This window comes from Aquiflexum sp., from assembly GCF_041749095.1.
GTDB lineage: Bacteria > Bacteroidota > Bacteroidia > Cytophagales > Cyclobacteriaceae > Aquiflexum.
This window is the reverse complement of the sequence record NZ_JBGTCA010000363.1, coordinates 1-13,587: the sequence shown is the minus strand read 5'-3', so window position 1 is coordinate 13,587 and position 13,587 is coordinate 1. Positions and strand designations below refer to the sequence as shown.

At 40.2% G+C, this 13,587-nt stretch carries 9 protein-coding genes; 7 read left to right on the top strand and 2 right to left on the bottom strand.

All coding sequences use genetic code 11. The features are described from left to right. Positions 1-137 precede the first annotated feature (137 nt). Complete coding sequence (locus ACEW8O_RS16600; protein WP_373495744.1) at positions 138-470, top strand: YbaB/EbfC family nucleoid-associated protein; 333 nt, start codon at positions 138-140, stop codon at positions 468-470. Continuing rightward, positions 470-1,474, top strand: a complete 1,005-nt coding sequence (locus ACEW8O_RS16595) for a glycosyltransferase family 2 protein (protein WP_373495743.1) — start codon at positions 470-472, stop codon at positions 1,472-1,474. Before ACEW8O_RS16600 ends, ACEW8O_RS16595 begins: the two co-directional genes overlap by 1 nt. A 50-nt stretch (positions 1,475-1,524) precedes the next feature. Here the strand turns inward: ACEW8O_RS16595 and ACEW8O_RS16590 are convergent, their stop codons facing one another. Beyond that, complete coding sequence (locus tag ACEW8O_RS16590) at positions 1,525-1,743, bottom strand: PspC family transcriptional regulator (protein WP_373495742.1); 219 nt, start codon at positions 1,741-1,743, stop codon at positions 1,525-1,527. Between the two features lie 68 nt (positions 1,744-1,811). Between ACEW8O_RS16590 and ACEW8O_RS16585 the strand changes: the two genes are divergently transcribed. The 5 genes from ACEW8O_RS16585 (at position 1,812) to ACEW8O_RS16565 (ending at position 13,177) form a co-directional block, all read left to right on the top strand. Next, positions 1,812-3,599, top strand: a complete 1,788-nt coding sequence (locus ACEW8O_RS16585) for a tetratricopeptide repeat protein (protein ID WP_373495741.1) — start codon at positions 1,812-1,814, stop codon at positions 3,597-3,599. A 677-nt stretch (positions 3,600-4,276) separates the two neighbouring features. Continuing rightward, positions 4,277-7,471 carry a SusC/RagA family TonB-linked outer membrane protein gene (locus ACEW8O_RS16580; RefSeq protein ID WP_373495740.1) on the top strand — a complete coding sequence of 1,065 codons (3,195 nt, stop codon included), beginning with the start codon at positions 4,277-4,279 and terminating at the stop codon, positions 7,469-7,471. Between the two features lie 10 nt (positions 7,472-7,481). Then, positions 7,482-9,212 carry a RagB/SusD family nutrient uptake outer membrane protein gene (locus ACEW8O_RS16575; RefSeq protein WP_373495739.1) on the top strand — a complete coding sequence of 577 codons (1,731 nt, stop codon included), beginning with the start codon at positions 7,482-7,484 and terminating at the stop codon, positions 9,210-9,212. Between the two features lie 122 nt (positions 9,213-9,334). Continuing rightward, complete coding sequence (locus tag ACEW8O_RS16570; RefSeq protein ID WP_373495738.1) at positions 9,335-12,871, top strand: VCBS repeat-containing protein; 3,537 nt, start codon at positions 9,335-9,337, stop codon at positions 12,869-12,871. Positions 12,872-12,934: 63 nt separating this feature from the next. Next, positions 12,935-13,177 carry a ribbon-helix-helix protein, CopG family gene (locus ACEW8O_RS16565; protein ID WP_373495737.1) on the top strand — a complete coding sequence of 81 codons (243 nt, stop codon included), beginning with the start codon at positions 12,935-12,937 and terminating at the stop codon, positions 13,175-13,177. Between the two features lie 76 nt (positions 13,178-13,253). On the opposite strand, the gene ACEW8O_RS16560 is transcribed toward ACEW8O_RS16565, so the two are convergent. Next, complete coding sequence (locus ACEW8O_RS16560; RefSeq protein ID WP_373495736.1) at positions 13,254-13,475, bottom strand: hypothetical protein; 222 nt, start codon at positions 13,473-13,475, stop codon at positions 13,254-13,256. Positions 13,476-13,587 lie beyond the last annotated feature (112 nt).

Sequence of the window (13,587 nt, the reverse complement as noted above, 5' to 3'; positions counted from 1 at the left end):
TGATTTATATACATAAAATATAGTTTTGATAATTGGTTATAAGGCAGTAAAATCCTTGGTTTAGGATTTTCTATATAGCATGAAACTATCAACTGAAATGAAATACTGTATATTTGTGGCAAAATAAATTCGATGATATGTTTGATATAAATAGTATTATGAACAAGGTGAAAGAAGCCCAGGTAAAAATCAAAGATGCCCAGGCCAAGCTTGTTTATCTCACAACGGAAGGGGAATCCGGTGCAGGACTGGTAAAAGTAACCGTCAATGGCAACAGAAAGGTTGTGAAAATTGAAATGGACGATTCCTTGGTCAATTTAGCAGATAAGGAAATGCTGACTGACCTGATTGTAGCAGCTACCAATAAGGCCATGGAGCAGATTGAAATAAAAATCAAGGAAGAATTAAAATCTGCAACAGATGGAATGATGCCCAATATTCCGGGAATGGATTTCGGTAATATGTTTTGATGCAAAAAGCGGCCACTGTTATTCTGAATTACAACGGGGAAGAAATGCTCCGCAAATTTCTGCCATCTGCTGTAAGACATTCACTCTATCCACTTATAGTCGCTGATAATGCAAGCGATGACGGCTCTCTTGGATATTTGAAAAGTGGATATCCGCAAATCAGACTGATTGAATTAAAGGAGAATTCAGGATATGTTGGAGGATACAATCAGGCCCTTAATCAAATACAAGGAGAATTTGAATATTACATCCTGCTCAATTCGGATATAGAAGTGAGTCCTGAATGGGATGATGTTTTGGTCAAATGGCTGGAAAGACATTCAGAATTTGCAGCCCTGCAGCCAAAAATCCTGTCTTATCAACATCTGGAATATTTTGATTATGCAGGGGCAGGGGGAGGATTCATTGATAGTTTGGGCTATCCTTATTGCAGAGGGAGGATATTTAACTCCATTGAAAAAGACACCAATCAATACGACGATCACATCGAAGTAGATTGGGCTTCGGGTGCATGCATGGCTGTGCGGGCCTCTTGTTTCCATTCCTTAGGAGGATTTGATGACAGGTTTTTTGCTCATATGGAGGAAATCGATATTTGTTGGAGATTCCAAAGGTCAGGGTATAAAATCGGTTACATTGGCAATGTAGAAATCCGGCATGTGGGAGGGGGTACTTTATCAAGGACCAATCCCTTAAAAACCTACCTGAATTTCAGAAACAATCTCTTGATGCTTCATAACAACCTGGAAAAGAAAAGGTTTTTGATCACCTATTTTATAAGGATGGGATTGGATTTTTTGGCGGCACTGTCATTTTTATTGAATGGAAAAATAGCAGATTCCAAAGAAGTGTTTAGAGCTCATATGGCATTTTATAAATTCAAAAATGGTAAGCAGAATTTTCCATTGGCACCAATATTGCCAAAGAAGGAAAAAAAATCTGAAAGAAAGTCTATCTTATGGGATTACTATATTAGAAGAAAAAGAAAATACAGCGATTTATAAATCTTTTGCCGATATCAAAGAAGGTTATGATACCGATAAAGTAAAACTGTCTAATCAAATAGAACAGGATTGTTCATTTTCCTCAAGTATTTCCTAACTTTCATCATCATTGCAAGGCTTGTATAAATGATAATCGGAGAACCAAGGGTGATAAAGGAACTATAAATGAAAAATAAGCGAATACTATCAATGGGAAAATTGAGTTTTTCACCCAATTTGGAACAAACTCCAAAAGCCCTTTCTTCGAAGAATAATTTTAATTCATTCATGCAATAGCTGGTTTTATTAATTCGAATAAAATTAACAATTTATTTTCAATAATCTAATTGAATGCCAAATGTTTAAATTATCCATAAAATCTTTGCTTTTTATTGGTCTTATAACTCTCATCGGATCGTGTAGTCCAAAAATAGGAAAATATGACAGCCTTTTGAATGGAATATATGCCAAACCTGAAGTGTTAGCGTTGCACAGGGATTCTGTAAGGTTCAGTATTGAGGGTGCCATTCCTTTGGAATTGTTGAACAAGGATACAAAAATCACCCTGTTTCCCGAATACATATATGGGGAAGGTGCTTTGAGATTGGGGGAAATAGTGCCCTATGATGGTGCATTCACCAAAAGCCTTGTGGAGGCTAAAGTAGATGAAAGATATGTTTTTCCGTATTTGCCGGGAATGGAACAGGGTACCTTGATAATGAAGGGCTTGGTTGAAAGAAGAAAGGGTGTTTTTCAATCTCCCGCCAAAACATTGGCAGATGGCTTGGAAACCTCTCCTCTTTTAACCAGGATTGGTCAGATTATTCCGGATGAACCCATTCCGGATATTGGGATTTATTTGGAAAAAGATTTTTCAGGCAGGAATGCCACTGAATCAAGGGAATTCAATGTTTCTTTTCAACCTGGAAGTGCTAATAGGGAAGTTCCTGTTTTACCACTTTCACTTAGAGATTTTTTTATTTTAGGAGAGTCAGGTAAGAAAATTAACAAAGTAATAGTGACCGGTTTGAAATCGCCTGATTCCAGAGATAATATTCAAGGCCTGGCTCAAAAAAGAGCTGAGCTAGTAACAGACCAACTCAAAGAGAGCAGGGGTTTAAGGGGTGTCAAGATAGAAACCGATTACAGAAGCAATGATTGGTTTGATCTAAGATTGCTTTTGAGTGATTACAATGGGATTACCCAGGCACAAAAAGAAGAGGTTTATAATATCCTTTTAAATCAAAATGATTTTTTCGGCCAAAAGGAAGAGTTACAGAGATTACCGGCCTATAGAAACATCTCAAGAGATCTTTTTCCAAAACTCAGTGCAGCAAAAATATCAGTGGAACTAGAAGATACAAGGTTCAACAATACGGAAATCGCATCAAGTGTTTATGCATTGTTACAGAACGGTAAGCCGCTTGAAGGTTTTAATCAGGATCATTTGGTATTTGCCGGTCAGACCGCAAAAAGACTGGATGAGAAAGAAGCTGTTTTTCAGAAACTCACAGAAGTTCATCCCTCAGAGCTTGCCTTCAATAATCTGGGAGTGGTTTATTTGAATCAGGCCCAGCGGGAGCTTGATACAAGAGAAAAAAATGTCCTGATCACAAAGTCCATTAACATGTTCAGGCAGGCAAATAGAATCAAAACCACTTCTGTTTCCCTTCATAATATCGGTAGGGCTTATTTATTGAGAGGAGATTATTTTGATGCGTACATCGCAATTTCTGAAGCTTCAGCATTGGAGAAAAATGAGACAGATGCATTTTTGATATACAATGAAGGTGTTCGTGGTGCTTTGGATATCATCAATGGAGATTACAAACTGGCAACAATCAGGCTGAACAGGGCTTCTGAAAACGAAGAGAACCTTTTCAACAAAGGTTTGGCATATTTTCTCGCAGAAGATTACAGAATGGCCTTGGAGTCTTTTGAAGAATGTGTTCAGAAAGGAAGAGAATCCGGATATGGTTTCTATGGATTGGCCTTGGTTGCATCTTATTCACAAGATGTGGAGGCTTTAAAAGAGAATCTCTCAAAAGCCATAGATAGAAGTGAGTTCCTCAGAGCAAGAGCTTTGAGGGATATTAATTTCAAACCCTATTTTGACAAAAAGGAGTTCATTGATATTTTCAGGTAATATAATCCATAACAATCCACTTCATTTCCGCTAAACAAATAATTCAATTTTTGATGTCTAAGTATAGAAACTCAGGCACCGCAGACGGGTGTTGAGAAAAATCCACTTCTCAAAAATCTGCTTTAGCACTACTGCCTAAGTATCAGATAATTATTAAAACATCCATCAAAAGTCAATCTTTAAATGACTTTGATCATGAAATATATGATTGCTAATACAATTTTATTTTTTGATTACTCTTTAATGATTTTTAACAAAAAGTTTTTGTATAATTGATGATTCGTTATTTTAGTCTTCGAATTATGGATATTAGATATGATAAGTCATTCCAGTGTTTGAATGCCCAATTATATTCTTTTAAATAATTTGAAGAATAATTTAAAAGTATCAATTACACCTAACCCAAAATCTCCTTGCCTATGAACAAAAGTAAATTTTTTGAAACCCAATAAAATTGTATTAGTTAAAAATTAGAAGTTTGGTTGCTGAAAACCAATATCATGAAGCTGGCAGTAACATTGCCAAGGTATAATCTGCAATAGTTCGTAAAAATGTATATCCTTATTTAGCTGTTGTAATTATTTGAAAAAAATTGCAAAACGATTGCAATGAAAAAACAACAAATAATAATCTAAAAATTTTATCGATTAATAACTATTACCCAATCAACTATGTTTATGGAAAAACTTTACAAAAGTCTCGGTATTCTGACCATGCTGATATTGTTCAGCAGCGCGACGGTACTGGCACAAAGAACGGTTTCTGGAACCGTTTTGGATGAAGCAGGACTCGGATTACCCGGGGTTACTGTTTTGAATAAAGGTACAAATTCCGGTACAGCAACCGACATCGATGGAAATTTCAGCCTCAATGTGCTCGGTAATGACAATGTCCTGATATTTTCTTTTGTGGGTTATCATACCAAGGAAGAAACTGTGGGGAACAGAAGTATTATTGAAATCTCCCTGGCTCCCGATTTTCAGACACTCACTGAAATGGTAGTAACTGGATATGCGGTACAGCAGAAAAAGGACATTACCGGTGCGGTAGGAGTGGTCAAAGGAGATCTGCTAAATGAAATCCCCGCAGCAAATGTTGAAAATCAATTACAGGGCCGTTTGGCTGGAGTGAGCGTCATCAGTTCCGGTAACCCCGGTGCAGGTAGTTCAGTTAGAATCAGAGGGCTTACAGGATTCGGTAACAACAATCCCCTTTATGTAGTGGATGGTGTTCAGACTTTTGATATTTCTACCCTCAGTCCCAATGATATTGAATCCATCTCAGTCCTGAAAGATGCCGGTGCTGCCTCCATTTACGGTTCAAGGGCATCCAATGGTGTAGTCCTGATCACTACTAAAAAAGGAAAAAGCGGCTCCATGAAGGTCACTTACCATGGATATGGTGGATTTCAGGATCCGGGCAAAGGCTTTACCAATCTGTTGAATACTCAGGAGTTTGCGAATCTTCAATGGCAGGTTTTGGAAAACGGTCCATTGGATACATTTAACCATCCCCTATATGGCCAATGGACTCGTGGGGGAGCCGGGCCCAGGATTCCGGATTATATTTTACCGGCCGGAGCCATGGAGGGAGACCCTAGGGTAAACCCGGATCTTTACAATCTGGATTTGAACAATCCTGCAAACAACTATTTGATTGTACGTGCCAATAAAGAAGGTACGGATTGGTTTCAAGAAGCAACCAGACCAGCTTTGATCACCAACCATGACTTTATGTTTTCGGGAGGTGGAGATAGGTCTAGGTATATGGCAGCTTTGAACTACTTCGAGCAGCAAGGTATTTTGATTGAGACTTTTTCCAAAAGATACTCCATGAGGTTCAATTCCGAATTTGATGTCAGCAATAAAGTCAGAATAGGCGAAAACCTTCAGGTCAGCTTTCGTCAAAACCGGCAGGCAAACAATCTGAGTGAAGGAAATGGGATCTCATCTGCTAACAGGATCCAAAGAATCATTCCTGTATATGACATAGCAGGGAACTTTGCCGGTAACCGTGCACCTAACACAGGAAACGGAACAACTTCGGTGGCCATGCAACTTAGGCAAAAAGACAACGATTCTTTTGATCTACGAGTTTTGGGCAACATTTATGCAGAGGCAGACATAACTGAGGATTTGGTGTTCCGTTCTACGTTTGGAGGTTCTTTACAGACCGGTTATTATCATTTCCTGAGTCCACAGACTTGGGAAAGATCAGAAAATCAGGCTACTTCTAGTTTTACAGAAGGTGCATGGTATAATGCCGAATGGCTTTCGACCAATCAATTAACTTATCAAAAGACTTTCGGTGTACATGCCATCAAGGCAGTGGCAGGTTATGAGGCGGTCAAAGCTGGTATTGGAAGAGATGTTTCAGGAAACAGAGCAGGATATTTCTCTCTTAACCCGGACTTTTTGACTTTGGGTAACGGTCAGAATATTGTAAACGCAACTTCATCTGCAAATACATTTAGTACCCTGTTGTCTCAATTTTTAAGAGTGGATTATGGATATGCTGATAAATATTTGTTAAGTGCCACTGTAAGGAGAGACGGTTCTTCAAGATTTAGAGACCAATTCGGTGTATTCCCATCTTTTACGGGTGCCTGGAGGATGTCTGAAGAAGGATTTATGAAAGGTTCTTCTACCATATCTGAACTGAAGATTAGAGCAGGTTGGGGTGTTATGGGACAACAACAGAGATTGGATCCTGCCAACCAGTTCACCTTGTTTGGTGGGAATATCGGATCTTCTTTCTATGACATTGCCGGTACTAATACAGGTTCTGTCTTGGGACAAAGACCTGTCCGAATCGGAAATCCCGATGCACGCTGGGAAAGAAACGTGACCACCAATGTGGGAGTGGATTTGTCTCTCTGGGAGGATAAATTGTCCTTAACGTTGGATCTTTATAATAGGATATCTGATGGATTGTTATTCGCGCCTCCATTGCCAGCTACTGCAGGTGCTGCATCAGGCCCTTCAATTAACTTAGCTGAAATGGTCAACAAAGGCATCGATTTTCAGGCAACTTATAGAAATATTTTTGCCAATGGTTTGAGGTTTGAAACTGACTTAATTTTCACCCATTATACCAATGAGATTCTTTCCATTGCGGATGGTGTCAATGAATTTTTCGCAGGTGGATCAAGAATCGGAAACCTTGCAATCAATAGGGTAGGCCATCCGCTTTCAGCGTTCTTTGGTTATCAGGTACAGGGATTATTTCAAAATCAGGAAGAAGTCAACAATGCACCTCGTCAGGATGGTGCTGCCCCAGGAAGGTTCAGATTTACTAATTTCACAGGAGTTGACGACGATGGGATAGCAAGAATATCCGCGAATGACAGGGTGGTATTGGGATCTCCTATTCCTGATTTTACGGCAGGGATGAACTTCTCACTCTCTTTGAGAAATTGGGATATGTCAGCGTTCTTTTTTGCATCAGTGGGCAATGATATATATAATTATAATAGGTGGTGGACGGATTTCTGGCCCTCTTTCCAAGGAGCTAAAAGCCATGATGCCCTGTATAACAGTTGGTTGCCATCCAGACCTAACGCAACTACTCCGATCGCTGAAAATGCCAGTAATTTCAGTACGAATACACAATCAAATTCATATTATATTGAAGATGGATCCTATCTTCGGTTTAGGAACCTGACCATAGGTTATACATTGCCTACAACTTTGGTTCAGCGATGGAGAATGGAAAGATTGAGGATTTATGCCCAGGGTGTAAACTTGTTTACCTTGACCGGTTATTCGGGACTTGATCCTGAATTGGGTGGTTCAGATCAAGCTTTCGGTATAGATTATGGAAACTATCCTATTGTAAAACAGTTTATTCTTGGATTAAATGTTAATTTCTAACAAAATCAATATGAAAAAGTACTTAAAATTATTGTCTGTTTCGGCAGTTCTGTTAATGGGAGGGCTTTACTACGGTTGTAGTGATTTTCTTGAAGTGAATCCCAAAGGTGCCTTGGATGAAAACGTCTTGGCCACAGAGGCAGGTGCAGAAACATTGTTGATTGGAGCTTATGCCTTATTGGATGGTACATCCAATAACATTACAGGTTGGGAAGGGGCTTCTTCCAACTGGGTATATGGGAGTATAGTAGGGGGTGAGGCCAATAAAGGTTCTGATTCAGGGGATCAGCCTGCCATCAACCCCATTATGTCCTATACCGCAGATGAATCCAATCCCTATTTCAATGCGAGATGGAGAGTGGTCTATGATGGCGTGGTAAGGAGCAATGCGGTTCTGAGAATTTTACCAAAAATTCAGGGTGGCAGGCCGGCAGCACTGGCCAGTATGGAAGCCCAGGCAAGGGCATTAAGAGGTCATTACCACTTCAAAGCCAAGCAGATGTGGAATATGGTGCCCTACTTAGATGAAAATACTACTGATTATTATGTGCCTAATGACCGTGATATCTGGCCGGAAATAGAGGCTGATCTAAAGTTTGGATATGATAACCTTCCTGAAGCATTTCCTGAAATCGGAAGAATCAACAAGTGGGTGGCAGGAGCGATGTATGCCAAAGCATTGATCTTTCAAAAGAAATTTGCTGAGGCCAAGCCGATAGTAGAAGCGCTGATAGCCAATGGCAAAAAACCAAACGGCCAGAAATTTGCCTTGTTACCCAATTTTGGAGACAATTTTGATGCTGTCAACGGTAATTCCGTGGAATCGGTGTTTGCCTGGCAATACTCCGTCAATGACGGGTCAGGTGCCTGGAACGGTGGCTGGGGTGAAGTATTGAATTTTCCTCATACCGGTGGACCAGGTGGTTGCTGTGGGTTCTTTCAGCCTTCACATGACTTTGCCAACTCCTTTAGGGTTAATGCCCAAGGGTTTCCTTTATTGGACAATTCCTTTAGCACCCCTGCCAATAGATTGGTGGATGATCAGGGCATCGCTGCAACTGCTGCATTTACTCCGGATCAGGGTCTTGTAGATCCTAGACTGGACTGGTCAGTAGGAAGAAGAGGAATTCCATACTGGGATTGGGGACCACATCCGGGAATCTCCTGGATCAGGGATCAGGGATATGCCGGACCTTATTCTCCTAAAAAACAAGTTTATAAGCAGGAACAAACAGGTACATTTACTGAAGTAGGTAACTGGACAAGTGGCTGGACTGCCAATAACTATAAGTATATACGTTATTCTGATATTATTCTCTGGGCTGCCGAAATTGAGATAGAGGTAGGTAGTCTGGATCAGGCAAGACAATATATCAACATCATCCGAAACAGGGCGGCTACGGGTGAACCTGTAACCTTTGATGATGGGACTCCTGCCGCTAATTATCTGATCAGTGAATATCCTGCGGGCCACCCTGCGTTTGCCGGTCAGGAAGCTGCCAGGACCGCCCTGAGAATGGAAAGAAAGCTGGAATTGGGCATGGAAGGACATAGGTTCTTTGATCTGGTGAGATGGGGAATTGCCGAACAGGAGATCAATAGATTTATCAGTGTAGAAAGGCCAAGAAGACCGCTACTTTATGAAGGTTCTGTATTCCAAGCCAGGCACAACTATTATCCTATTCCATTGATTCAAATTGATCTGATGAGGGGTACTCTGACCCAAAACCCAGGTTATTAACGTTCCATAAATTATTACTATTCAAAAAAGACCCCAAATCGGGGTCTTTTTTATTGCCTCTTTTGGAATCTAGTTCTATATTGACAAGGTCAAACCATTACCCAATAAAACCCAATTTTCCCATGATTAAGGATATTTATCAAAGTCTGATTTTCGCATTGCTATGGATAGTGGTAGGATTTTCCTGCCAGCAAAAAGATCAGAAACTTTTCCACAGAATCCCCAGTGATTATTCAGGAATTGATTTTGAAAATACCATAATGGAATACGACACATTCAATATCCTCAACGAAGAATATATCTTCAATGGTGGTGGTGTTGGTGTTGGCGATTTTGACGGGGATGGGCTTCCGGATCTCTTTTTTACGGGTAACCAGGTTAATAATAAGTTATATCTTAATCTGGGTGGGTTTAGATTTAAAGATGTATCATTTGATGCCGGGATAGAAGCAGCAGAACAATGGTGTACAGGAGTAACGGTCGTAGATATCAATCTGGATGGATGGCCCGATATCTATATCAGTACGGCCATGGTCAAGGACAAATCCAATAGAAAAAACCTGCTTTATGTTCATCAGGGCCTGGATGAAAACGGTATTCCAAAATTTAAGGAAGAAGCTGAAAAATATGGTATTGCCGATCCCGGAAACAGTATGGGGGCAGCATTTTTCGATTACGACAGAGATGGGGACCTTGACCTTTATGTCATGAATAATGAACAAAGTAATGCCGTGCCCGGCACCTATAGGGACAAAATCACGGATGGTACTTCTATCAACAACGACAGACTTTACAAAAATAACGGAGATGGAACATTTACAGATGTCAGCATAGAGGCAGGGATTACCATAGAAGGTTTTGGTTTGGGACTGGCCATAGCCGATCTGAATATGGATGGATGGCCCGATGTCTACGTTGGGAACGACTATCTGTCCAATGACCTGCTTTACATCAACAATGGTGATGGCACTTTTTCAAACCAAATTGCTAATTTGATCAAGCATCAGAGTATGTTTTCCATGGGCGTGGATGTGAGTGATTACAATAACGATGGTATGCCCGATATTGTGGTTTTGGATATGCTTGCCGAAACCAATCTTCGAAAAAAGACCACTATCTCCAAAAACCAATATGAGGTATATATCAATAATGACCGGTGGGGATTTGAGTATCAGCATGTACGGAATATGCTTCAATTGAACAACGGTCCCGGGGTACCATTCAGTGAAATAGGGCAACTGGCAGGGGTTTACCAGACGGATTGGAGCTGGGCACCGCTTTTCGTGGACGTGGATAATAATGGGTTGAGGGATATTTTGATCACCAATGGTTTCCCTAGGGATATTACTGACAAGGATTTTATGAATTACCGAAAGGGAGTGGCTGCTTATGCCAGTACAACGATGCTTTTGGACTCTATTCCAATCATTAAGATTCCGAATTATGCCTATAAAAACAATGGTGATTTGACCTTTTCAAATGTGGGAGAAGAATGGGGATTGAATATTCCTTCGTTTTCAAATGGGGCCGTATTTGTAGATCTCGATGGAGACGGAGATTTGGATTATGTTGTCAACAACATCAATGAACCGGCATTTGTTTTTGAAAACAAACTCGATTCTTATTCCCCGGGAAGCCACTTTCTAAGAATCAGACTAAAAGGATCTGATCAAAATCCCCAAGGCTTGGGTGCAAAAATTATTATACGGGTGGATGATGGACTGATGCAGTTCCATGAACACTACCTGACAAGGGGCTACATGTCATCGGTGGAAGATGTAGTGCATTTCGGCCTTGGAGACAATCAGAAAATTCAGTCCCTGGAAATACTGTGGCCTGATGGCAATTATCAAAAGCTGGAAAACATTAGTTCCAACCAAATCATGGATATGAACTATGCCGATGCCAAAAAAGTGGACATTTCCTCAATTCACTTTCCATTAGGACCAAAAAAACATCAACCTTTGCTGGTGGAAGTTTCAGGTCAATTAGGAGTAGAATTAGTTCATGAGGAAAAAGACAAAGTGGATTATCATATCCAAAGAACTCTACTACATAAACTCACTCAATTTGGCCCTTCTTTGGCCGTAGGGGATATTAACGGGGATGGTATAGAAGACTTTATTGTTGGAAGTGCTGCAGGATTTACACCCCTGACCTATATCCAAAATCGAACAGGAACTTTTGATGAGAAACCACTTTGGAATTCGGAATCAGAAAGCCGCTTTGAAGAAATGGGCATGGTACTTTTTGATATAGACAATGACGGAGATTTGGACCTTTACCTGGTATCAGGAAGCAATGAGTTCAGACCTGGGGCGGAGGAATTTTCCGACAGGCTATATCTAAATGACGGGGCAGGGAATTTTAGCGAAGCCAAAGGGCTCATGGAAAATATTAACGCCAGTGGCTCAGTGGTCCGTGCAGGTGATTTTGACGGAGATGGCTATATGGATCTTTTTGTCGGAGGCCGTACGCCCGTGGCCCAATTTCCCTATCCCGAAAACTCATTTTTACTGAAAAACAACAAGGGTACCTTAGAAGACGTGACAGACAGGATTGCTCCGGGTCTAAGGCATGTAGGAATGGTAACCGATGCCATCTGGACTGACTTTGACAATGATGGAAGAATTGACCTGATGGTGGTGGGGGAATTGATGGCCATTACGCTATTTAAAAATACAGGAAGTGGCTTTGAGAAATTAGAAGGTACCGGTCTTGAAAAGCATCTGGGCTGGTGGAACAGTATTGTGGCGGGTGATTTTGACGGGGATGGGGATATGGATTATATCGTGGGTAATAAGGGCGCTAACAATTATTCCAAACCTACATTCGAAAGGCCTGTATCTGTCTATGCCAAGGATTTTGACGGCAACCAGAGTGTAGATCCGGTAACCTTTGCTTATTTCAAAAACAGTGAGGGGAAATACGAATCCGTTCCTATTCACTTCTGGGATGACCTGTATGGTCAGAGCACCCTGTTCAGAAGGAAGTTTTCCGGTTATAAATATTATGCCAGGGCAACGGAACAAAACCTATTTACCGAAGAAGAACTCACCGATGTGCTAATATTGACAGGCAATTACGACAGGACCAGCTATATAGAAAACCTTGGAAATGGTCAATTCAAAATACATGAACTTCCGACCCTCGCCCAGTTTGCTCCGGTAAACGGAATGGTGGTAGATGATGTCAATGGTGATGGACACTTGGATGTCCTGATGGTGGGGAATGATTACGGCAATGAGGTGTTTTCCGGAAGGCATGATGCCATGACTGGTTTGGTGCTTCTGGGAGATGGCAAGGGTGGTTTTACTGCGGTTAATCCCCATGACAGCGGATTTTTGGTTCCCGGAGATGCTAAATCTATGGCAATCTTAACTGGAGTTGATGGTAACCCATTATACTTGTCCACCCAGAACAGGGGGAAGTTACTGATTCATCAGAAAGCTGCTCAAAATGAGACCCGCTCCTTTGTTACACTAAAAGGAATACATACTGTAATGATAGAATTTGAAAATGGAAATACCCAAAGGATTGAAATTTTCAACCGATCCGGATTTTATTCCAACTCTGGTATGTCTATCACAATTCCTAAAAACGCAGTCTCGTTGAAAGGAGTGGATTATAAGGGAAACGTCGTGGATTTGGAATTTTGAAGGTTAAGTTTTTGTAGATAAGATCTAATTGTATTACATTAGTATTACTTAAATTCAAAGGTTATGTTAAATGTTAGACTTGATGATGAAACAGAGGCTCAGTTGTATTCGCTGAGTCAGAAGCGTGGTGTTTCCAAATCTGCTTTGGTCAAGGAAGCTTTGGAAATATTTCTTGAAAAAGAAAATGCACATAAGTCTGCATACGAGTTGGGAAAGGATTTATTTGGAGTTGCTGAGGATGGAGACCCTGAAGCATCACAAAAATTCAAAGAAAAAATTAAGGAATTTAGGAAATTTCTACAATAAACTGCGATTTTTCCATATAAAGGGACATTAGAAAAATTTCCTTACCAATGTCTTTTTGTAGTTATGATCTCTTCCATTATTTATATTCATCATAAATTGCATCAGAGGAGGAATATCCTTTAAAAAAATCAGTTAATGCTTTTTCCTTAAAATTTAAATCATCTTCAACCTCGATACCTTCCATAAGTACAATGACCCTTATGGCTTTACCATGTTGAAAAACCAATTTTGCCTGTATTGCAGCGGGAATTTCAATTTTATTATTTTTGATTTTAGATTCAAACTCTACTGCTTTCATAACAAATATACTCAAAATCTCCTTTTTTTATTCCAATAGATGAAAACCAAAACTTCCCTTTCAGATTAATCTTAATAGCACTTGTTTTCAATGATTTTTATTACTTGTATAA

Coding starts and splice junctions, on each gene's coding strand:
- ACEW8O_RS16595 (WP_373495743.1), top strand. CDS start 470: ATGCAAAAAGCGGCCACTGTTATTCTGAATTACAACGGGGAAGAAATG.
- ACEW8O_RS16585 (WP_373495741.1), top strand. CDS start 1,812: ATGTTTAAATTATCCATAAAATCTTTGCTTTTTATTGGTCTTATAACT.
- ACEW8O_RS16570 (WP_373495738.1), top strand. CDS start 9,335: ATGATTAAGGATATTTATCAAAGTCTGATTTTCGCATTGCTATGGATA.
- ACEW8O_RS16575 (WP_373495739.1), top strand. CDS start 7,482: ATGAAAAAGTACTTAAAATTATTGTCTGTTTCGGCAGTTCTGTTAATG.
- ACEW8O_RS16565 (WP_373495737.1), top strand. CDS start 12,935: ATGTTAAATGTTAGACTTGATGATGAAACAGAGGCTCAGTTGTATTCG.
- ACEW8O_RS16560 (WP_373495736.1), bottom strand. CDS start 13,475: ATGAAAGCAGTAGAGTTTGAATCTAAAATCAAAAATAATAAAATTGAA.
- ACEW8O_RS16600 (WP_373495744.1), top strand. CDS start 138: ATGTTTGATATAAATAGTATTATGAACAAGGTGAAAGAAGCCCAGGTA.
- ACEW8O_RS16590 (WP_373495742.1), bottom strand. CDS start 1,743: ATGAATGAATTAAAATTATTCTTCGAAGAAAGGGCTTTTGGAGTTTGT.
- ACEW8O_RS16580 (WP_373495740.1), top strand. CDS start 4,277: ATGGAAAAACTTTACAAAAGTCTCGGTATTCTGACCATGCTGATATTG.